Origin of the sequence: Lactobacillus sp. UCMA15818 (assembly GCF_030400225.1) — a bacterium.
Lineage (GTDB): Bacteria > Bacillota > Bacilli > Lactobacillales > Lactobacillaceae > Liquorilactobacillus.
In genome coordinates, this window is sequence record NZ_VJYB01000001.1 from 371030 (window position 1) to 392393 (window position 21364).

Annotated in this window: 20 protein-coding genes; 4 read left to right on the forward strand and 16 right to left on the reverse strand. The window is 36.1% G+C overall.

Features of this window, described 5'->3' with window-relative positions; all coding sequences use genetic code 11:
- Window positions 1-35: 35 nt before the first annotated feature.
- From FFX44_RS01805 to FFX44_RS01865, 13 genes are all read right to left on the reverse strand, one after another.
- A complete protein-coding gene (locus FFX44_RS01805; RefSeq protein ID WP_289977303.1) occupies window positions 36-734 on the reverse strand; it encodes a ComEA family DNA-binding protein in 699 nt (232 codons plus the stop codon).
- A 228-nt stretch (window positions 735-962) separates the two neighbouring features.
- On the reverse strand, window positions 963-1331 hold the full coding sequence (locus FFX44_RS01810) for a DUF1304 domain-containing protein (protein WP_289977304.1): 369 nt from the start codon (window positions 1329-1331) through the stop codon (window positions 963-965).
- A gap of 19 nt (window positions 1332-1350) precedes the next feature.
- Window positions 1351-2388, reverse strand: a complete 1038-nt coding sequence (locus FFX44_RS01815; protein ID WP_289977305.1) for a SepM family pheromone-processing serine protease — start codon at window positions 2386-2388, stop codon at window positions 1351-1353.
- On the reverse strand, window positions 2385-2861 hold the full coding sequence (gene coaD / locus FFX44_RS01820) for a pantetheine-phosphate adenylyltransferase (protein ID WP_289977306.1): 477 nt from the start codon (window positions 2859-2861) through the stop codon (window positions 2385-2387). Before coaD ends, FFX44_RS01815 begins: the two co-directional genes overlap by 4 nt.
- A 2-nt stretch (window positions 2862-2863) precedes the next feature.
- Window positions 2864-3421, reverse strand: coding sequence for a 16S rRNA (guanine(966)-N(2))-methyltransferase RsmD (rsmD, locus tag FFX44_RS01825; protein ID WP_289977307.1), 558 nt, complete (start codon window positions 3419-3421; stop codon window positions 2864-2866).
- A 4-nt stretch (window positions 3422-3425) separates the two neighbouring features.
- Window positions 3426-3728: a YlbG family protein gene (locus FFX44_RS01830; protein ID WP_289977308.1), complete on the reverse strand. Its 303-nt coding sequence runs from the start codon at window positions 3726-3728 to the stop codon at window positions 3426-3428.
- A complete protein-coding gene (locus FFX44_RS01835; RefSeq protein ID WP_289977309.1) occupies window positions 3728-4873 on the reverse strand; it encodes a CAP-associated domain-containing protein in 1146 nt (381 codons plus the stop codon). Before FFX44_RS01835 ends, FFX44_RS01830 begins: the two co-directional genes overlap by 1 nt.
- A gap of 3 nt (window positions 4874-4876) precedes the next feature.
- Entirely contained in the window at window positions 4877-8305 is a 3429-nt protein-coding gene (locus tag FFX44_RS01840) for a pyruvate carboxylase (RefSeq protein ID WP_289977310.1), read from the reverse strand.
- Between the two features lie 63 nt (window positions 8306-8368).
- A complete protein-coding gene (locus tag FFX44_RS01845; protein WP_289977312.1) occupies window positions 8369-9544 on the reverse strand; it encodes an FtsW/RodA/SpoVE family cell cycle protein in 1176 nt (391 codons plus the stop codon).
- A gap of 12 nt (window positions 9545-9556) precedes the next feature.
- Complete coding sequence (locus FFX44_RS01850; RefSeq protein ID WP_289977315.1) at window positions 9557-9832, reverse strand: DUF1507 family protein; 276 nt, start codon at window positions 9830-9832, stop codon at window positions 9557-9559.
- A 442-nt stretch (window positions 9833-10274) separates the two neighbouring features.
- The gene (typA, locus tag FFX44_RS01855; RefSeq protein WP_289977316.1) at window positions 10275-12122 is read right to left on the reverse strand and encodes a translational GTPase TypA; all 1848 of its coding nucleotides are present in this window, start codon (window positions 12120-12122) and stop codon (window positions 10275-10277) included.
- A gap of 145 nt (window positions 12123-12267) precedes the next feature.
- On the reverse strand, window positions 12268-13047 hold the full coding sequence (locus tag FFX44_RS01860) for an inositol monophosphatase family protein (protein ID WP_289977319.1): 780 nt from the start codon (window positions 13045-13047) through the stop codon (window positions 12268-12270).
- Between the two features lie 11 nt (window positions 13048-13058).
- The gene (locus FFX44_RS01865; RefSeq protein ID WP_289977320.1) at window positions 13059-13352 is read right to left on the reverse strand and encodes a UPF0223 family protein; all 294 of its coding nucleotides are present in this window, start codon (window positions 13350-13352) and stop codon (window positions 13059-13061) included.
- A gap of 155 nt (window positions 13353-13507) precedes the next feature.
- On the opposite strand from FFX44_RS01865, the gene def reads away from it, so the two are divergent.
- On the forward strand, window positions 13508-14062 hold the full coding sequence (def, locus tag FFX44_RS01870; protein WP_289977322.1) for a peptide deformylase: 555 nt from the start codon (window positions 13508-13510) through the stop codon (window positions 14060-14062).
- Window positions 14063-14193: 131 nt separating this feature from the next.
- Here def and FFX44_RS01875 read toward each other — a convergent pair whose 3' ends face one another.
- Window positions 14194-14652, reverse strand: coding sequence for a hypothetical protein (locus FFX44_RS01875; RefSeq protein WP_289977323.1), 459 nt, complete (start codon window positions 14650-14652; stop codon window positions 14194-14196).
- Between the two features lie 251 nt (window positions 14653-14903).
- Between FFX44_RS01875 and FFX44_RS01880 the strand changes: the two genes are divergently transcribed.
- The 3 genes from FFX44_RS01880 to FFX44_RS01890 all read left to right on the forward strand — a co-directional run bounded on the left by FFX44_RS01880 (window position 14904) and on the right by FFX44_RS01890 (window position 18013).
- Entirely contained in the window at window positions 14904-15131 is a 228-nt protein-coding gene (locus FFX44_RS01880) for a DNA-directed RNA polymerase subunit epsilon (protein ID WP_289977324.1), read from the forward strand.
- On the forward strand, window positions 15118-16794 hold the full coding sequence (locus FFX44_RS01885; RefSeq protein WP_289977325.1) for a ribonuclease J: 1677 nt from the start codon (window positions 15118-15120) through the stop codon (window positions 16792-16794). Before FFX44_RS01880 ends, FFX44_RS01885 begins: the two co-directional genes overlap by 14 nt.
- A gap of 256 nt (window positions 16795-17050) precedes the next feature.
- A complete protein-coding gene (locus FFX44_RS01890; protein WP_289977327.1) occupies window positions 17051-18013 on the forward strand; it encodes a transcriptional regulator in 963 nt (320 codons plus the stop codon).
- A 127-nt stretch (window positions 18014-18140) separates the two neighbouring features.
- On the opposite strand, the gene FFX44_RS01895 is transcribed toward FFX44_RS01890, so the two are convergent.
- Together FFX44_RS01895 and FFX44_RS01900 are read right to left on the reverse strand one after the other, a co-directional pair.
- On the reverse strand, window positions 18141-20555 hold the full coding sequence (locus tag FFX44_RS01895; protein ID WP_289977330.1) for an ATP-dependent RecD-like DNA helicase: 2415 nt from the start codon (window positions 20553-20555) through the stop codon (window positions 18141-18143).
- A gap of 18 nt (window positions 20556-20573) precedes the next feature.
- The gene (locus tag FFX44_RS01900) at window positions 20574-21239 is read right to left on the reverse strand and encodes a tetratricopeptide repeat protein (RefSeq protein WP_289977331.1); all 666 of its coding nucleotides are present in this window, start codon (window positions 21237-21239) and stop codon (window positions 20574-20576) included.
- Window positions 21240-21364 lie beyond the last annotated feature (125 nt).

The window sequence follows — 21364 nt, forward strand, 5'->3', positions numbered from 1 at the left end:
TATATCAGAACTTATTATTCGGCAATACTGTTATATTATGGCGATACATCGAGATACATCTGGAATTTTTCAAATGTCTTATCTCCCACGCCTGAGATATCCTTTAATTCATCAAGTTGATTAATTTTTCCATGTTCTGTTCTATAAGCAAGAATCTGTTCTGCTTTTTTATCTCCTATTCCTGGGATCGTCTCCAATTCTTCCTTTGTAACCTGATTAATATCATATTTTCTTGTTCCTGACTCATTAGTGGACTGAGCAGTACTTGTTACCTTTGTATCAGCCGTGATTGCTCCACTACTTTGTACAGTAGTTGTTAGTGAATTAGAAAACTCACCTTCAAAAGGGATATAGACAACAATTTGATCTTGCAAAATCAGTGCTAGATTCACTTGATTTTTATCTGCATTTTCAAGCATTCCGCCAGCCTTTTTAACAATCTCGTTCACACGTGCGCCATTTTTCAAAACATAAACGTCTGGGTATCTGACTGCACCTTTAATATCCACAGAAATCGCTGCTGTATTCTTCGAATTTTCCTTATCAGTAACATTTGATGCGGATGTCATCACCGCCTTACTGCTATTTGTTGAAAAGCTGAATGTTTCATTATTTTGTGATGAATCGTTTTTTAAAATGTATACAAGAAACACACTGCCTAATCCTAAAAAAACGAAAATTACTATAATACATAATTTCTTATTCTCTATCCATAATTCATAAAGTCTATCCACAAGTCCTCCCCCCATGTTATTAAGTACGCTAGAAAATTATTCTTGACAAAAATATAATGAAAAAGCACCCCATAATAATCAGATTTTGGGGGTCTACCCCTAAAGTAGGGGCACACCTCATTTTGTCTAACTATTATGAGGCACTTCATAACAAGTCTCATATCCGGTCCTTCTATTAACTAATATATATGCTTACTCCACAAATCAAACCCTCAAAAAAGCTCTATCCTAGGTAAATAATAATGCCAAGAGTGCCAAAATTGCTGGTAAACCTTGCGATAAAATAATTTTTGGATTTGCTGTCAATGCGCCATATATCGCTGCAACAACAACAAAGCCAATAAAAAGCAATAATCCAGAAAAAACTGCATTACTTGGAAAAACAAATAATACTAAGAAGATTCCTACACCAATGAACCCATTATATAAACCTTGATTAGCCATGGAAATTTTTGCCTCTTTTTGACTTAAATATTCTGGTGACAAACCGAATGCATTTTGTGCCATCTTACTTTGGACTGCAAACATCTCTAGTAGCATTATAAAAAACGCTTCGATAGCTACGAGAATAACTAAAATATAACTTAAGGTGCTCAAAAAAAGTCCTCCTTTTGCATTATTTGTTTTCCTTCAAATAGGAAATTGCATCCGTGATAACCCTAACAGGAACGACCTTGATTTTTAAATTGAACTTCTTAACAGCTTTTTTGGCTTCCTGATAATTTGATATAGCCTGTGGATCAGCTTTTTTTTCAATTGCAGAAACTGGATTATTCGGTGCAAAAAATATTTTAGCACCTGCTCGATCAGCCGCAACGACTTTCTTATCAATTCCTCCGATATCTCCCACCTCACCATTACTTGAAATCGTACCTGTTCCAGCAATATTGCGCCCTAATTTCAGGTTGGTTCTAGATAACTGCGAATACATCTGAAGCGCTAGCATTAACCCTGCAGACGGACCACCTATTCCTTCCATATCAGTTTTTATTTTTGTGGCACTAATTATCCTTGTTCTTTCAGCAAGCGAAATTCCAATCCCACTTCTATTTGTTCCAGCTAATTTAACAGTCTGTCCTGTTGCCTTTTTTTGTTTCCCATTTCTTAGATAGGTAATCTCAATTGGCGCTCCTTTTTTTTGTGAACGCACATAATTCATAAAACTGGTAGTATTTTCAAAGTGCTTATTGTTTACAGCAGTAATTGTATCGCCAACTTCGAGTTTATTCTTAAAAGTTGAATTTTTCAGAATAGACATTACATATATTCCCAAATACTCTTGCCGATATGCTTTATGTGTCAAATGCAAAGAAACTGCTTTGGCTTGGTTTACAGCGTCACTCATGTAATATGACTGAATTCTATCAAATTCAGAATCAGTTTCATTTCCAGATATTTCATCCTCTGGAATACGTGAAGTATACTTATCCAAGTAACTAGTCAAATAAAGTAGCGGTGTTGCTCGCCCCAAACTAACATATGTTAGCATTAGTTCACCTTTTGTTTTATCTTTTTTTCCACTGACTTTAACATAATCAGCAACATTAACAGCTTTTCCAATTGTCTCTAAATAAAATGGCAAAGGTAAGAAACAGATAAGTGCTAAAACAATAACCCCTAATGCTGCTAGGATATAAATCTTCATTTTCTTCATATCAGTTTATCCTTCAACGCCTCTTCAACATTCACTGGAACTAATCCCGCCAAGTCACCATCAAATTTTGCAACCTCTTTAATCAAGCTGGAAGAAATATGTTCGTATTCTTTATTGGTAGGTAAAAAAAGCGTTTCTAAATCTGGATTTAATTTCTTATTAATCGCGGCAATATCCGTCTCATACAAAAAGTCACGTCCGCTCCTGAGGCCCCTTAAAATTACTTGCGCTTGTAAATCCTTAGCAGCTTGAACAGTTAATACATTCTCACGGGCCGCAACAGTAACATTTTCAATATTTTGAATCTCATTTTTAATCAGCGCTACTCTTTCTATACTCGAAAAAAGTCCAGATTTACTAGTATTGGTCATCACAAGTACCACAATTTCATCGAATATCAAAGAAGCTCTCTTTATTAAATCAAGATGCCCACATGTAATCGGATCGAAGCTTCCTGGAAATATTGCCTTCATAACTATTCACCCCTGTATCGATAAACTACAACTTCTGTAATTCCATAATCAGCACGTCTAGTTAACTCCAAATTTAAAATATTATCTGGTAACTGTGCAACTTGGTCAGTCTCGCAAATCACGACTGCATCTTCATTAAGTAACTGCAAATCAATAATTTTAGTTAACAACGATAAGATTTTTTGCTGTTTATACGGTGGATCTAAAAAAAGATAGTCCACAGTAATTTTATCTGCATGCAACTTGGCAAGTATTCTCTCTGCATCATTCTTGAATACCGTAAACTTCGCTGGTTCTTTAGTAACTTCAATATTTTCATTAATTGTCTTAATCGCCTGATACTGCCGATCTACCAAGTATGCATGCTCAAGTCCCCTTGATACAGCTTCGATGCTCAAGCCCCCACTTCCTGCGAACAAATCGAGCCCTACTCCACCGCTGAAGTAGGGTCCAATTATATTGAACATTGATTCCTTAATTTTATCGGTTGTTGGCCTTGTTTTCATGCCTGGTACTGCCTTTAATCTTCTACCGCCATAATTACCAGCTATAATTCTCATAATCTCACTCTTTATTATTCTTGTATTTTTCACGGTCTTCATCTGTCAGCCGATACATCTTCCCAACAGTGTCCGTAAAACTTATTTCAACATCTGGCAAGGGTGAAACCATTACCTTTTTCACATAGCGCATTCCTGAAAGCTTTTCAATAGTTTCTGAAACTTTAATCCTATCTGTATACAAAATTACATATTTCATTTTCCTTGAAACATAGTGAATTGTTCCAAATCTACGTAATTGTCTACTATTTTTCAAGTGATACAAGTAGACAATTACTCCTTGACGTTCATTTAATTCTAAACTCATTAGTTCCCACCTTTGTTAATGATTATTACAAGTAAGCCTTGGTCATAGGCAATACCAATTTTTTTAGTTTTCGAAGCAATCAAACTATCCCAGACATTTTGTTGCAATTTTGTCTTTTCAAAAAAAGTCGTTGCATTGTAGAACGGAAAAATGACGTACATTTCAAAGTTCTTAGTATTTAAATCAACATCTTGATATAGTTTTTTCGAAAAGCTACCTTGACTTAAACTCAAGAAACGATTTTGACCAACATCACCACTTGTAATATCTTCTAATAAATTGGCATGGCTTGCTCTAAGATAACGTTTCGGATTTTTTTCCAATACACTAATTATCCTCTGTGCACTCTGCGTCAACGGGTCACCCACTGGTAGAGTTGTATTCGCGAGTATTCGCCTTTTAGTATTGATCACCTGCATTAAATCATAAGGAACCATAATATCCAACTGGTTCCAATTAGTTTCCCCTTGGTATTGTGAAGGAATCGGCGTTCGAGAAATAATTTGATAGATATTTTTCTTCAAAAGCATCCCTGTGTCTAAAAATTCCAAAGCTATTACTCTTTTAGAATTAGGCTGTAAGTACGGAATCACATAGCTTCCGTTTGTAAAGCCAATAAGTGGGTGATTATTCAAATCATTTTCCGATAATTCAAACTGAAAGTTTTCTTCACGATATGAAACCTCAAAGTTTGCATATAACGTCGACAATCTCAGAAGCTGCTTGAATGACATCCCTACCCTTAGTTTTGAATTGTTACTTACCAAATTTCCTACTACAACTATTGAACAAATCTTCTGTGTATACTGATCAATTCCAACTTTTAAATAATTAGACGAATCAAGATTATAGAGCAACCATTTTACATTTATTGCGCTATTCATAGTCGCCTCTGGCCGTCCAAATTTTTCTTCAAATTGATTACTTTCCATACCAATATAACTTGCAAATCCTTGTGTTTTAATACGCATGATTTGAGGTGTAGTTAACCGTGCATTTGCTTTTTGAATTCTTTCGGTACTGCGCTGTTGTTTATTCTTAGTGCTTTGATCGCTATAAATAGCGCTACAATACATAACAAGCAGAGAAAGAAACAATACTAGTATGAAATTTCTAATTGTTCTCAAAACTAATTTTATTCTCATCTTTTAGCTTTTTGTAGGTTCTATTTCAATTAATAAATCCTGCGTCTCTAGAATGTCTCCCGCTTTCACATAAATATGCGTTATCTTTCCATCTGTGGGTGCCTTAATTGTTGTCTCCATCTTCATCGCTTCAGTTACAATCAAAGGGATACCCTTTTTTACAACCTGTCCCTTTGAAACCAGTACACTCAAGACAGAACCACTAAGAGTTGCTCCAATATGCTTCGGATTTGTTGGCTCAGCCTTTAGTATTTTTTTGACTTTTCCCTTCTTACTCTTATCTTGAACTACAATTTGTTGATCCTGACCATTTACCACAAAGTATAGAATTCGCTTACCATCTTCATCTGCTTCACCAATTGAAGCCAACTTAACAATCAAAGTCTGCCCTTTGCCACGTTCAATATGAACAGTTTCTTCTATCCGCATTCCCTGATAAAACGTTGTCGTATCAAGTGGAGATAAGTCTCCAAAATTCGCTACCGTCTGTGCATAATCAACAAATACATCCGGATATAGCAAATAACTCAATAATTCCTCTTCAGTAGGTAGATGCTTTAACTTGGTTCTTAACTCAGTGTTTTTTTGCGCAAAGTCAATTGGCTTAGCCAAGCTACCCGGACGAACTGTGATTGGTTCACGATCCTTCAAAACAACTTTTTGTAAGTCTTTTGGAAAACCACCAACCGGCTGTCCTAAATCACCCGCAAAGAAATTAACAACAGATTCTGGAAAATCTAAAGTTTCCCCCCGTTCAAAAATGTTTTTTGCATCTAATTTATTTTTAATCATAAAAATTGCAAAATCTCCAACTACTTTTGAACTTGGTGTTACCTTTACAATATCCCCCAACAACTCATTAACTTCTTTATAGGTTTTCTTGACTTCCTCAAAATCTCTAATTCCCAAGGCCTTGGCCTGTTGCTGCAAATTTGAATATTGACCACCTGGCATCTCCGTTTCATAGATGTCCGTCTGTGGTGCTGTAATTCCATTCATGAAATCCTGATAAAAAGGCTTAACACCTAACCAATAACGATTAATTTTTTCAACATTTTCAATATTCACATCAGGCTGTCTTTTATCTCCTGACATTGCGTAGTACAAACTACTCATGCTTGGTTGACTAGTTGTTCCTGATAGTGCACTTGCAGCAACGTCCACAATATCAACACCAGCTCGTGCAGCTTGTAGATAAGTTGCGATCCCATTTCCAGTTGTATCATGCGTATGCAAGTGGATTGGAACATCCAAATCTGCTTTTAAAGTTGAAATCAATTCATATGCAGCTTGTGGCTTGAGTAATCCAGCCATATCTTTAATACCAATTATTTGCGAACCAGCCGATACTAAATCCTTTGCTAATGTCCGATAATACTGTAAATCATACTTGTGCTCAGCAGGATTTAACACATCACCTGTATAACACATTGTTCCTTCTGCTATTTTACCAGTATCACGCACAAATTGGATACTCTTCTCCATTTGTGTCACCCAATTTAGACTATCAAAAATGCGGAAGACATCGACCCCATCTGCCGCGCTCTTTTTAATAAAGCGCTGTAATACATTGTCTGGATAATTCTTGTACCCCACAGCATTAGAACCTCTAAATAGCATTTGCAATAAAGTATGCGGCATGGCCTTACGAATCTTCTTTAGTCTTTCCCATGGGTCTTCATCCAAGAAACGATAGGCAACATCAAAGGTCGCTCCTCCCCAAACTTCGGCAGAAAATACATTAGACAGTGCATTATCAAATGCCTCGGCAACTGGCAGCATATCTTTTGTACGCATTCTAGTCGCAAAAAGGCTTTGATGTGCATCACGCATCGAAGTATCCGTCAACAATAATTTTTCTTGTCGCGTTACCCAACTCATCGCTTCAACTGCGCCCTTACTATCCAACATACTTTTTGCATTTTCGTATTCAGTAGGAACAGTGAAATCATTCATAAGACGGATTTTAGGAACAAAAATTTTCTCATGTCTTTCTGCACCTGGGAAGCCATTAACGGTAATACTACCGATATATTTTAGTAACTGATTTGGTGTGTTTTTAGGGTGGTTCAAGTGGAACAATTCCGGAGTTGAATCAATAAATGTTGTATGAGCCTTTCCAGAAATAAAATCTGGGTGATTAATCACATTGTGCATGAAGGGAATATTCGTTTTGATACCTCTGATTCTAAATTCATCAAGTACACGGTCCATTTTCAAAACTGCGCCACTAAAAGTCCTCGCTTGAACACAGGCTTTAACCAACAGTGAGTCAAAGTAAGGGCTGATTACGGCACCTGCATAAGCATTTCCACCATCTAAACGGACTCCAAAGCCACCCGGTGAACGGTAAGTTTCAATCTTACCTGTATCAGGCATAAAATTATTCTCAGGATCCTCAGTTGTGATTCGACACTGAATAGCATGCCCATGAAAATTCAATTTATCCTGTCTTGGAATCTCCAAGTCAGCAAACAAATCTGCTCCTGCAGCAATTAAGATTTGTGACTGAACAATATCAATACCAGTTATCATCTCAGTAATTGTATGTTCTACTTGAACACGCGGGTTAACCTCGATAAAATAAAAATCTGTGTTGGTAACCAAAAATTCAACAGTTCCTGCATTTTGATAATTTACACTTTTCATTAAAGAAACAGCAGCTGTACAAATTTCTAGCCTGCGCTCGTTACTTAATGAACTTGGGGCTACCTCAATAACTTTCTGATGTCTTCTCTGAACTGAACAATCCCGCTCAAATAAATGAACAACATTACCATGCTGATCAGCCAAGACTTGAACTTCAATATGTTTAGGATTCTTTAAATATTTTTCAATATACAATTCTTCGTCACCGAAGGATTGTTTAGCCTCACTCTGTGCTCTGTTAAAACTTTCTTTGATTTCTGATTCATCATTTATAACTCTCATTCCTCGGCCGCCGCCACCTAAGGCTGCCTTAACCATAATAGGATAACCATGCTGCTTAGTGAACTCTTGGACTTCTTCTAAACTATAAACAGGTCCATCACTTCCAGGAATTGTCTGTAATCCGGCATCATGGGCAGCTTTTTTAGCTGCCACCTTGTCTCCAAAAATCGCTAGCTGCTCTTTAGTTGGACCAATAAAAATAATTCCCGCTGCCTCACATTTTTGTGCAAAAGTTTCATTTTCAGACAAAAAACCATATCCAGGATGAATTGCATCTGCACCAGTTTCTTTTGCAACTCTAATAATATCATCCATATCAAGATACGCTTCAATCGGTTTTTTACCCTCTCCAATCTGATAAGCTTCGTCTGCCTTAAATCGATGAACAGAAAATTCATCTTCCTTGGCATATACGGCAACAGTTTTTACCTTAAGTTCCTGGCATGCACGAATTATCCGAATTGCGATTTCGCCACGGTTTGCAATTAATATTTTTTTCATTAGAATCCCACTTTCTTGAATTGAATAATGAATCTCTAAAATCACAAAAGCGCTATTAATAAATCAAATCTTTCCCTTTCGATTCCGCTTTTGGTTAATCGAAATATTTATTACTATTCCTAATGCAAGAGATAAAACAATCATACTTGAACCACCATAAGATACAAATGGGAATGTAACACCTGTAATTGGCAGCAATCCATTAACTGCGCCGACATTGAATAGAGTTTCGATTCCCATAAAAGTTCCAATTCCATAACAAATCATTGTTTCGTATGGCCTACTTGCTCTAATTCCAATTAAAAAAATTCGCAAAACAATCCAAGTAATTAGCAGCAGTACAACCATAACACCAACTGCCCCAAGCTCCTCACTAATAATTGCTATGATAAAATCTGTATACGGCTCAGGTAAATATCCTCTTTTTTGCACACTATTACCAAGCCCAACACCGAACAAACCACCATTACTTATCGCATAGTAAGAATTAATCAATTGCTGCCCGCTTGTTGATGAAACATTAAAGGGATTATAGAATGCTGTTAGTCTAGCATACATATACTCAATCTTTGTTCCTTTGAGGGGCGCGGGATCCCAAAAACGCAAGAGTTGAACTACTATAATTATTGAACCCAATATTCCAGACAAGCATAGTAGCGACTTACGATAATCTTTTCCACTCGCATAGTACATTACCAAAGTAATGAATGCATTGATTGAAAAACCTCCTAAATCTGGTTCGATTAAAACAAGAATCAACAGTATTGACACTAATATAACTGGTTTCCAATTAGGCTTACTAATCAATGTACCCATTGAGTTTGAGTGTTCACGGTTAAAAGTAATTTGTGCCATAAAAAGAACGAGGTACAGTTTGCAAAGCTCAGCCGGCTGAAAACTAAATAATTTCAAATTGATCCAACCGTTAGCTCCATTGACTGCAGTAGTAAAAAACTTAGCATACAACAATAGTACTACCATTACAAAAAAACCAATTATTATAAAGTTGCGGTGAGCCAATTTGATGGTCGGAATCATTATTGAAAAAAAGACACAGCCTAATCCTATCACAACATAAAGCAACTGCTTCATTAGGTACGTATTAGTTGCCGCCCCCGCATATGAGAGGTTTATTGAACTGGCAGAATACACCATAACTGCACCAATACAACATAAAATTATGTAAGGTACAAATAAATAAAAATCGAAATACCTCATCTTATCTCTAAATTTTTTCATGGCAATCAGAACCTATTCATCCTCTCCCACTGAAATATAAATGCTTGAAAGCAGGTGTTCTAAGTCCTGAATCATTTGCTGAGCCTCATTCATGGTTATCAGGCCACAACGCTCGGCCAAGTGCACTTCTTTTGAAAAACCAAAAAGCTGTGTATCTGCAACTTCTTCAAAAGCGGGGCACTGAGACAAACATAATAAGTTCCGCTGTTTATCTAATAACACCCGAATTTTCTCAGAATCAGCTTGCAGAATTTCCAACATTTCTTGTCTTGATACAAACTCCTGCACTGTTACTGCCCCCTTTCTAAATATACGGTAATTATAGCATACTAGTTTTTTTCTTGAAATATACCATCGTGGACTTAAGTGCCAATTATAATGTCTGTCCTTGTAGTTTATTATGTAACCAAAATTCGTATTTTTCAATTGATTTATATCGAAAAAGCAATTATTTTCTCCAGTTTACGAACTCTATTATTTTTTTGGAGCTATTTATAAAATAAAAAGAAACTTTTTTTAATTCTTGCAGTCATTAATAACCAGAGATATTAAATTTTTGCCTAACAAAAAGTTCTAATATTAACTGATTTTCACCAATTAATACCAGAACTAATCTTAGATTGTTTATTTATTACGAACAAATGTGTTTCATAAATCAAAATTTTCCGTCTAATTTAGCGTTAGTACTCAAATTTTCCCGACTTATGTTACACTTACATCTCTTTTTTAATTAGTCTTTACGCGTAGCAATCTTCTTTTGTTTTGCAACTTTTTCACGGCTATTCGTCTCAAGAATTCTCTTACGTAAACGAATGCTTTCCGGTGTAATCTCCAACAATTCATCTTCGTTCAAGAATTCAAGTGATTCTTCTAGAGTAAAGTGTGTTGGTTTCTTAATCGAAGCAGTCTGATCCTTATTAGAGGAACGAACATTAGTCATGTTCTTACCCTTCGTAACATTAACAGAAATATCGCGCTCACGTGAACTTGCACCAACAATCATGCCTTCATAGATTTCAGTTCCTGGATCAACAAAAATCGTTCCACGATCCTCAACTCCCATAACAGCATAAGTTGTAACTTTCCCACGATTAATCGACACCAAAGCTCCATTACGACGACCAGGTTCCCAGTTACGAATAACAGGCTTGTACTCTGAGAAAGTATGATTAAAAATACCATAACCACGTGTCATTGAAAGAAATTGTGAGTCATATCCAATCAATCCACGAGTAGGTGCTGAGAACGTCAATCGAGTTTGACCGTTGGCATTTGTTTCCATATTGGACATTTCACCCTTACGTTGTGCTAACGAATCAATAACTGCTCCTGAATATTCATCTGGTGTATCAATAATAACATTTTCGTATGGTTCACATGTTTGACCATCAAAGTCGCGATAAATAACTTGTGGACGTGAAACAGCAAGTTCAAATCCTTCACGGCGCAATGTTTCAATTAAAATTGAAAGATGAAGTTCCCCACGACCCGAAACGACCCAAGCATCCGGTGAATCAGTGTCTTCAACACGTAAGGAAACATCTGTATGCAATTGCATCTTAAGACGATCTTCCAACTTACGAGCAGTAACAAATTTTCCTTCATTACCAACAAATGGAGAATCGTTAGTCCTGAATGTCATCTGCAAAGTAGGTGGATCAATCCGCAAAACAGGTAACGCTTCAGGCGTGTCTACTGGACATACTGTTTCACCAACGAAAATATCTTCCATCCCGGAAATTGCAATTAAATCTCCTGCTTGAGCATCTTCAATTTCCAAGCGTTTTAATCCAAAGAAACCGAAAAGCTTGGTAACACGGAAGTTCTTCTTTGAACCATCAAGCTTCAAAACAGTAACCTGATCACCAACTTTAATTTTTCCACGGAATACACGACCAATTCCGATACGACCAACAAATTCATTATAATCAAGCATTGAAACCTGGAATTGTAATGGTTCGTCAGAGTTGTCAACTGGTGCTGGAATTGTTTCAATAATCGAATTGAAAATCGGATCCATAGTATGTTCTTGTGTTGCTATATCAGAATCCAACGAAGATGTTCCATTAACTGCGGAAGCGTAAATAACTGGGAATTCCAATTGATCTTCCTCAGCACCCAATTCAATAAACAAGTCTAAGACTTCATCAACGACCTCTTCAGGGCGAGCACCAGGACGGTCAATCTTGTTGATAACAACAATTGGCGTTAAATGTTGTTCTAATGCCTTTTTCAAAACAAATCGTGTCTGAGGCATTGTCCCTTCAAATGCATCAACAATTAACAATACACCATCAACCATTTTCATAATACGTTCAACTTCGCCACCAAAATCGGCATGTCCTGGTGTATCTAAAATGTTAATTTGTTTGCCTTTAAACTTAACGGCAGTGTTCTTAGAAAGGATTGTGATTCCACGTTCCTTCTCAATTGCATTTGAATCAAGAGCACGATCATCGATCTCAGTATGTTCATCTAAAGTATCCGATTGCTTCAATAACTCATTAACCAAAGTTGTTTTGCCATGATCAACATGGGCAATAATAGCAACGTTACGGATATCATCACGTGTTTTCAAATTTTTTTCTTCCCTTCAAATTTATATCTCTACTTTACTAAATCTCTACTCTCATTTTTAAACTAAAATCAAATGAAAATATTTAAAGTTCTTTTTCATTGTTTAGCATAAAAAAACTGTGACCTCAGTCACAGCTCACGACCAGCTAACTTTTTTTAATAAGTTTCGCTATGTCCTTTTGAGCATTCTTTGTAGCTACGAGTACATCACTAGATATTAGCATATTCACGGGTGTCCCGTCAATCATTTTCACACTTAATCCAAGAGTCTCTGCTAAAATTTTACCTGCCGCGAAATCCCACGGCCTCAGATAAGACACATAACCCGCACATTTCCCTTCAATTACATGAATGATTTGAATTCCTGCACTTCCATATATCCGTGTTCCGCTACTTGCTAGAGCAACTGCTTGTAAATTGAAAAAGTTATGAATAAGATATGGCGCTCCAATTCCAATTAATCCATCCTTTAAAAAAACATTATCGGGTGCTCTCATTTTGTTATTATTACAGAATACACCAATATCAGGTCCCCCCCAATACAGTTTATCCTCTATAACATCATAAATATACCCTCTAAGTCCTTTGCCGTTCTCATAAACAGCTATCATACTGACAAAATGACTGTGTTGTTTTACAAAGTTCATCGTGCCATCAATCGGATCTACAAACCAAGTCAAACCATCCATATTCAAATCAGCTTGAGTGAAAGATTCTTCACCGATAATATTAGCTTCGGGAGATAACAAGTGAATATTCTTGCTATAAAATTTTTCAACTTCCTTATCTACATTTGTAACTAAGTCATTTCTTCCACTCTTAGTCCACACATCTAAATCTTCATCAAAGGCTGCGAGTATTTTGGCACGAGCCTCATGCATCCAACCCTTAACTGCTATATCCAGATATTCGAGTTCTTTCCCCACATTAATGCCTCCTACCTCGCAGTAACACCAAGATGTACAAATTGTTTATTACTGCTTTGGACAAATTTAGCAGCTTGATAAATACTCATCCCAGTTCTATCAAAGAATTCACGATCAATTTTTTTCTGATTCATCTTCATAGGAACTGCCTTTTGATACGCATGATACTTTTTTAAAAAAACTTCGCGCTCAATCTTAGCAGTGTACAATTGTTCAACTGCTTGATAAAAATCAGTCACTGCGATAATTTCATTTGTACTCCACTCAGATAGCAAAGGGTAATCAAAATTATTTGGTATTTGCATAGTAATTGTATCCTTCCGTTAAGTTACTTTCTTTCTACATTATACACATACATTAGCCTAAAAATATATATTCACAACTTTTAGCAAAAGTATTTCATAATTAGTTCCAAATAAGTTATAATAAATAGTGATTAGAAAAAACGGAGGCTTTTATTTTGATAACCATGGAAAATATTATTCGTGAAGGTAATCCAACATTGCGTGCTCGTGCAAAAACAGTTACTTTCCCTATGAGTGCAGAAAAAAAAGAACTTGCAGGAAAAATGATGGAGTTTCTTGAAAATAGTCAAGATCCTGAGATTGCTGAAAAATACAAGTTACGTGCCGGCGTTGGTCTGGCTGCTCCTCAAGTGGATGTCTCACTTCGGATGACAGCAGTCCTTGTTCCTGATGAAAATGACGCTCCATTATTCAAACACATATTAGTCAATCCAACTATTTTGAGCGAGTCAGTAAGAATGGCTGCACTTTCAGAAGGAGAGGGATGTCTTTCGGTTGATCGAGAGGTTCCAGGGTATGTTCCAAGACACGACCGGATCACACTGCGCTGGTACGATTTGGATGGAAATAAACATATTGAAAAATTACGCGATTATGTTGCAATCGTGTGTCAACACGAAATTGACCATCTTAATGGGGTACTTTTTTATGATCACATCAATAAAGATCATCCGTTTGAAACAGACTCTTCAACCATCTTAATTGGTTAAACAAAATCATTCTGTGATCTATCGTAAATATAATAATTTATTGAAAAACCACCCTAAATGAAATGCCTTTCCCTGTTTATGTTAATATGGGAAATACAAAATTATTTTAGGATGGTTTTTATAGTTGTTCTTTAGTCTACTCTGTGAATATCACGTAAATAATTAACTGTCTTTTCATTTACAGCATAGGTAATATCAACTCGCAAAAGATTACTTTCCTGCCATAAATCAGAGACAACAAAAACTGGAAAATTATCATATCTACTCAACTTATTTTGTTTTGCATATTCTTGCATGTACACCGAAAGTTCTTCTCGAAATTCATCATCAATTATCCTGTGATTAACATCAACTTCATATTCATAAGCCATCACTCCGCTACCCCAAACATCTGAAAGTCTAGAAGTACTAATTTCTAATTTAATTTCATTTTTTCTGAGGCCAAGCCGCTTAAGACTTGCTGCAAAAGCACTATCGGTTATGTCTTTATTTGCCTGTTGCAATTTAGCATACTTATTTTTTCTAACATTCCGAATAATTAATAAGACGCTAAATAAAATAACAAGGCCTACTAATATCCAAGTTGTCATGTGTAACAATTGTTTCACCCCGACTTTCGCAATAATTATAACACGGGCATTCAAAATATTATTATTAACTAGCTATTAATTTCAAAAGTTAAAGTTTACTTTATATACTTATAGATGAGTCTATGCTAGAATAGATACAATTATTGTGTACACAATCCATGTTCGGAATTACAATTAGAAGTTTTACCCTACTGTGTCTTGCTAAAGGCAGGAACAGCAGAATTTAATATATTTTAAGGAGTTACTATTTTATGATTTACAAAGTATTTTATCAACCAACCACAAAAATCAATCCACGTCGTGAAAATACTCAATCGCTTTACATTGAAGCTGTTTCCGAAGTTAGTGCTAGAAGTACAGTTGAAGAACAGACAGACTATAATATTGAATATCTAGAAGAGTTGAGCCCCAAAGCTCTCGAATATGAACAACAAGATTCTGATTTTAAAATAACGGAGTTTGATAATGAAAAAGCTTAGTGTCAAAAACAACGAGACTGCGGTCTTTGCTGTTGGTGGCTTAGGGGAAATTGGAAAGAATACTTATGGTGTTCAATTCCAAGATGAGATTATTGTTGTCGATGCTGGGATAAAGTTCCCAGAAGATGAGCTATTAGGTATTGATTATGTTATACCTGATTACCAATATCTTGTTGCCAATCAGCAAAAGATTAAGGCTCTTGTTATCACGCATGGTCACGAAGACCATATCGGTGGGATCCCTTATTTGCTAAAACAAATTAACGTACCTATTTACGCTGGGCCGTTAGCACTTGCTCTCATCAAAGGAAAACTCGAAGAACATGGATTGTTGAGAACTACCGAGTTACATGAAATTGATGAAGACACAGTGCTAAAGTTCCGCAAGACAAGTGTTTCATTTTTCAGAACGACTCACTCTATCCCAGACACATTAGGTGTAGCTGTAAAGACTCCTAGTGGGACCGTGGTTGTTACCGGTGATTATAAATTTGATTTGACACCTGTAACAAATCAGCCACCTAATTTGCAGCGAATGGCAAAATTAGGCAGTGATGGGGTTTTATGTTTACTATCCGATAGTACAAATGCAGAAATTCCTAATTTTACAAAATCCGAACGTTGGGTTGGCAAGTCAATTAGGCATATTTTTGAAAAAGTCGAGGGACGAATTATTTTTGCAACCTTCGCCTCTAATATTTCACGTGTCCAACAGGCTGCTGAAGCCGCAGTTGCCAAGGGGCGTAAAATTGCTGTTTTTGGAAGAAGTATGGAAGCTGCAATTGTTAACGGACGAGAATTGGGATATCTTGATATTCCCGATGATGCCTTGGTTGATTCCCGTGAAATCAATAGCTTACCTGCGAATAAAGTCATGATTCTCTGCACTGGCTCTCAGGGAGAACCAATGGCTGCATTGAGTCGAATCGCTAATGGAACACACAGACAAGTTGCGATTCAACCTGGAGATACTGTAATTTTTTCAAGCTCGCCTATTCCTGGAAATACATTAAGCGTTAATCATGTTATCAATGAATTGGAAGAAGCTGGAGCCGAAGTTATTCATGGTAAGGTAAATAATATTCATGCTTCAGGGCACGGTGGACAAGAAGAACAAAAGCTGATGTTACGATTAATGAAACCAAAATACTTTGTTCCTGTTCATGGTGAATATCGAATGTTGAAAATTCATACAGGACTCGCAGAAAAATGTGATGTCCCGCTTGACCACTCTTTCATTATGGAAAATGGTGACGTTTTAGCACTTACAAAAGATTCTGCACGAATGGCTGGTCACTTCAATGCAAGCGATGTTTATGTTGATGGTTCAGGTGTTGGTGATATTGGTAATGTTGTATTGCGTGATCGCAAAGTTCTTTCCGAGGAAGGATTAGTGATTGTTGTTGCGACTATTGACCTTTCAAAGAAAGAAATCTTGGCTGGACCTGATTTATTATCTCGCGGATTCATCTATATGCGTGAATCTGGTGAGTTAATAGAACGTGGACGAAAACGTCTCTTTAATGTTATCCGCAAAAACCTTGGTAAACCAAATTTGAGCGAATCTATGTTAAAAGACGCGATTATTGATGACTTAAGAGGATTTTTATTTGAACAAACCGAGCGCTATCCAATGATTATACCAATGCTTGTAATTGTTTAGTTGCTATTCTTATATCAACTACGGGGCTGGATCAAAATTTAACTTTTGACCAGCCCTTTTACTGGTTCCATAGAATATACTTCACAGATCAGACTTTCCTTTATTAACCATGAACATTTTGCTATTTGCTGAATATTGCACCTGCTTTAACAATCCAGAACTTTATTATTTTTATAAAAAATAGTAAAAACTGCACAGAACGTTCTACAAGCAGTTATAATGTTGAGGGTAAACAAAACTAGGAGGGAGGATTACTTTGAAAACCTTTTTTTTCTTCGTTGACAATCACTTTCCAGAAAGTGATTCCAACAGTGTTTGGGGCACCTTGGAAGGCGAATTACAAAAACGTACAATCAAGTATAAAACTGAATTGATTAGTGACGGTCAGCAGATTGAGTATGTTTTGAAAAAGAATCTGAATAATACTGACTTAGAGTCCAAAAATAATCTTGTTGTAGTCACAGTTGGAAGTTCAACTTTTTTTCTAGATGTCCTTACAAAATTACGCAACGCTAGTACACAGCAAATTCCAATAGCGTTTATTTTGATTAATGAAAAAACTAATTTTGCGACCAAAATAGGAGTTTCATCCAATCCTGTGGTTGCTCTAAGACAAATTTTGAACTCTGTTCATCCAATTTCTTATAATCTAGGATTAGTTGAAAATGCGCTAGGCACAGGTAAACAAATTTTTACTGATGAACTTATTGTTGGCTTTAGCGCTTATGTAACTGACCTTATTAAAAACTCAAAATTCTACAATCTGCTTGTCAAATATCATTTGTCACTTATTGCTGAGTTTTGCGCAATAACAGATGCATTCATCAATCAAGAATCTTTCTCTGTCACTACTAGACTTTCACAAAAATACAATTTCTTTAAAAATTCTTTTTCAATTCGTATCAAAAACCAACCCTTCTTAGATAACGAAAATTCCAAAGAGACCAATAACCTTCAGCTCACAATTATTACCAGTCTGAATCCACTTTCTTACTGGCTTATTCTTCTTGCTAGAAAATTTAATTTTTCTTCAAAAATACCATTTATTCATACTTTTGAACAAAAACAAATTCATCTAGTAATAAATTCACTTGAATTTAGCCAGATTGATAATAGACAACTTATTAACAAATTTTATGATGCATATCTCAAATCATTCTCCTATCCTTTTTGGTTTGATGTTGACAGTATTTCCATTTCTGAAAAGGATAATTCCTAAATAAAAGTCTTCCGAGTATCCAAAAATAAAGGGGCAAGATTGAAAGCTAACTTTTGATCTTGCTCCTCTATTTATTTCGGATAACCATGTGTCTTAAGTCAAAATTCTCCGTCTAACTTCGAATTACTCAAAAAGATGCCGGTGTAATTTCATTCATTCCAATCATTGGGTCAATCTTCCCACTATTTATTAAATCCGTTGTGAGAATCGGGTCAGCTCTATAATCCTCTTTCTTTTCTGAAATACTATTTATTTTTTCAGTATCAGCAGCTGGTGGATTAAAAACGGCTGCTAGACGCTGCACAAGTGTTGTTGCTCGATTAACTGCGACTTGCTTGACACTATTCATATATGCAGCAGGTTCACCTAGCAAAATTAAGAAGTCCCTTGCACGTGTAACTGCAGTATACAAAAGATTACGATTGAGCATTCTGGTATATTGCTGTACCATCGGTAGAATTACCATTTTAAATTCACTGCCTTGTGCCTTATGAATTGATATACAGTAAGCTAACCGAATTTTTATCCAATCTTTGCGTTTAAATTCGACTTCATTATCGTCAAAATCAATTATCAAAGACTCTTGGTGATCCTTACTTTCCTTACTAGTAACAATTCCTACGATTTCACCAAGATCACCATTAAAGATATTATTTTCAGGTGAATTCACAAGATGCAAAACCTTATCACCAATTCTAAAATACTGTTTGTTAATCTCAACTTGCTTCTTTCCCTTAAGATGTGGATTCAAGATTTCTTGCAACATCTCATTTAATTTATCAATTCCAGCGGGCCCACGATACATTGGCGCGAGTACTTGAAAATCACGTATTTTGAATCCTCTTGATCTAGCCTTTTCCACCACTTGTCGAACAACATTTTCAATCTGATAAGAATTACATTCAATAAATGAACGGTCGCTCTTTCCTTGTTTTATGTCAGCAGGTAAGGTTCCATTCTTAATGGCATGTGCCAAAGTAATAACAGATGACTCGTTTTCTTGTCGATAGATTGCTTTCAATTCAATCTTAGGTAAATCAGGGCTTGTTAGCAAATCAGCAAAAACTTGTCCAGGTCCAACCGAGGGTAGCTGATCTTTATCACCAACAAAAATTACTTGCATATTTTTAGGAATAGCATCCATTAAGATATCAAATAAAGCAGTATCCACCATCGACATTTCATCAACAATCAATAAGCTTCCTTCCAATTGATTATGTTCACTATCATTTTCATCACCGCTGCCTAACCCCAACAAGCGATGAATTGTACTAGCAGGTAGCCCTGTTGTCTCATTCATTCTCTTAGATGCTCTTCCAGTCGGTGCCGCCAAGAGAATTGGAAATTGTTCGTTTTTGTATTCATTAATGTCCAAGGAAATATCTTTCAATGCGGCATAAATCGCCACGATACCATTAATGATAGTTGTCTTTCCAGTACCTGGTCCACCTGTCAGTAGGTAAACCTTAGATTGAAGTGCTTCTTTGATGGCGTTAACTTGATCAATCCCATACTCTATTCCAAGTTGTTCTTCAACTTTTGCTAGTAACTGTTTGAACTCACCATCAAAATTACTGCCAATTTTAATTTTTGTTTCCTTAATTTCTTTAATACGTTCAGCAATTCTCCATTCAGACTCGTAATACTTTCTTAAATAGATTCTGTTTTCTTCCCCGACTACTACACCATCATTTGCTAATTCCAAAAGCTGATCTGCAAGTAACTCTGGGGGAAGCTCGACTCTGCGGCTATTGCTTAACAAAATCATTGTTTCATTAAGTAGCTGCTTTGCATTTGTGTATGTATTACCCTTTTCTTGACAAATATCATATATTCCTTGAAGAAGTCCTGCTTTAATTCTTTGTGGAGTATCTGCTGCCAAACCCATTTTTTCAGCAATTTGATCAGCTCGTTTGAATCCGATTCCTGGAATTTCCCGTGCTAATCGATACGGGTCCTCATGAATAACTTCAACCGTTTTTTCGCGGTAACGGTTATAAATTGACGATGCCATCTGACTTCCAAAACCAAAACCATTGAGTTCAATGATGATTTGCTGGGTACCATTATTAGTCTTTAAATTCTCAATTAGCGTTTCTTGCTGTTTTTTACTGAGGCCTAGCTTTTTTACCTTCTGTTCATCAGCAATAATCTGTGCAATTGCATCTAATCCCAAGGTTTCAACAATTCTTGTAGCTGATTTCTCACCAATTCCGTTAAAGGTTTCACTTGACAGATATGTGATTAAGCCCGATCTGCTAGAAGGCATTTCATTTTGATAATTGAAAACTTGAAATTGTTGTCCGTATCGTGGATGAGTTACTAATTTACCTACAAAACGATATTCAACTCCCTCATTAATATCGGCAAAGTTGCCGGTTGCGACAATCTGATTTTCATTCCAATTGAAATTAGTCTGCACAATCTTAACTTGTATTACTTTGAAAAAAGTTTCTGGACTCTCAAAGAAAATGGCATTCACACTGCCAACAATATACTTCTCAGTCTCACCATTTGTGTCTAGCAAATCCACTTCACTCACCTTACCGTTTCTCCTTTCCTATTTTTTGTGTTTTGCAATTATCGTTTTTTGAATATCTATTATCTGTCCTCTCATTTTGCTAAAAGTTTCATGATCCAATTTTTGCGCTACCTTAAAATAATTAGCCGCTTGTTCTTCTCCCTCAAGAACTAGTGTAATTATTCCTCTCTGAAAGTTTGCTTCAAAATTATGTGGCTCCTTTGCCAAAATCAAATCAAAATATTTTCTTGCATTTTTAAAATCACCCAAAGCCAAAAAAATATTAGCAATTAATTGTTTGGCTCCCATATCTTTGCTTCTATCGTCCTCATTTATCGTGAGAGCAAATGCTAACGATTTCTTATAGTTACCTAAAGCGTATTCACATTGTGCAGTCATTAGGATTGCTTCACCCTTAAGTTCTTGTCCTTTAATCTTACTAAAATAATTAATTGCTTTTTGGAAGTAATTTGCACTATAAAGAACATTACCTAAGCCATAATTTAACAAATCTAGCTCAGTTTTACCACTAAATAATCCCAATGCTTTCAATAATAATTGCTCTGCCTGCTCATAATCTTTGAATTCTGTTAATAATACACCTAACTTATAATAGGCTTTAGCATCATCTGGATTCTTATCAATCTTCTCAATTGCTCGTTGCACTAACTTTTGTGCCCTGACATTTAGCTGCTCTCTATTCATAAATCCACTTCCTCGTAATATATGGGGCTGGGTCAAAAGTTAAATTTTGATTCAGTTCCTCTATTTATTCCGTATAAACGTGTTTCATAAGTCAAAACTCTCCGTCTAACTTCGAATTACTCATA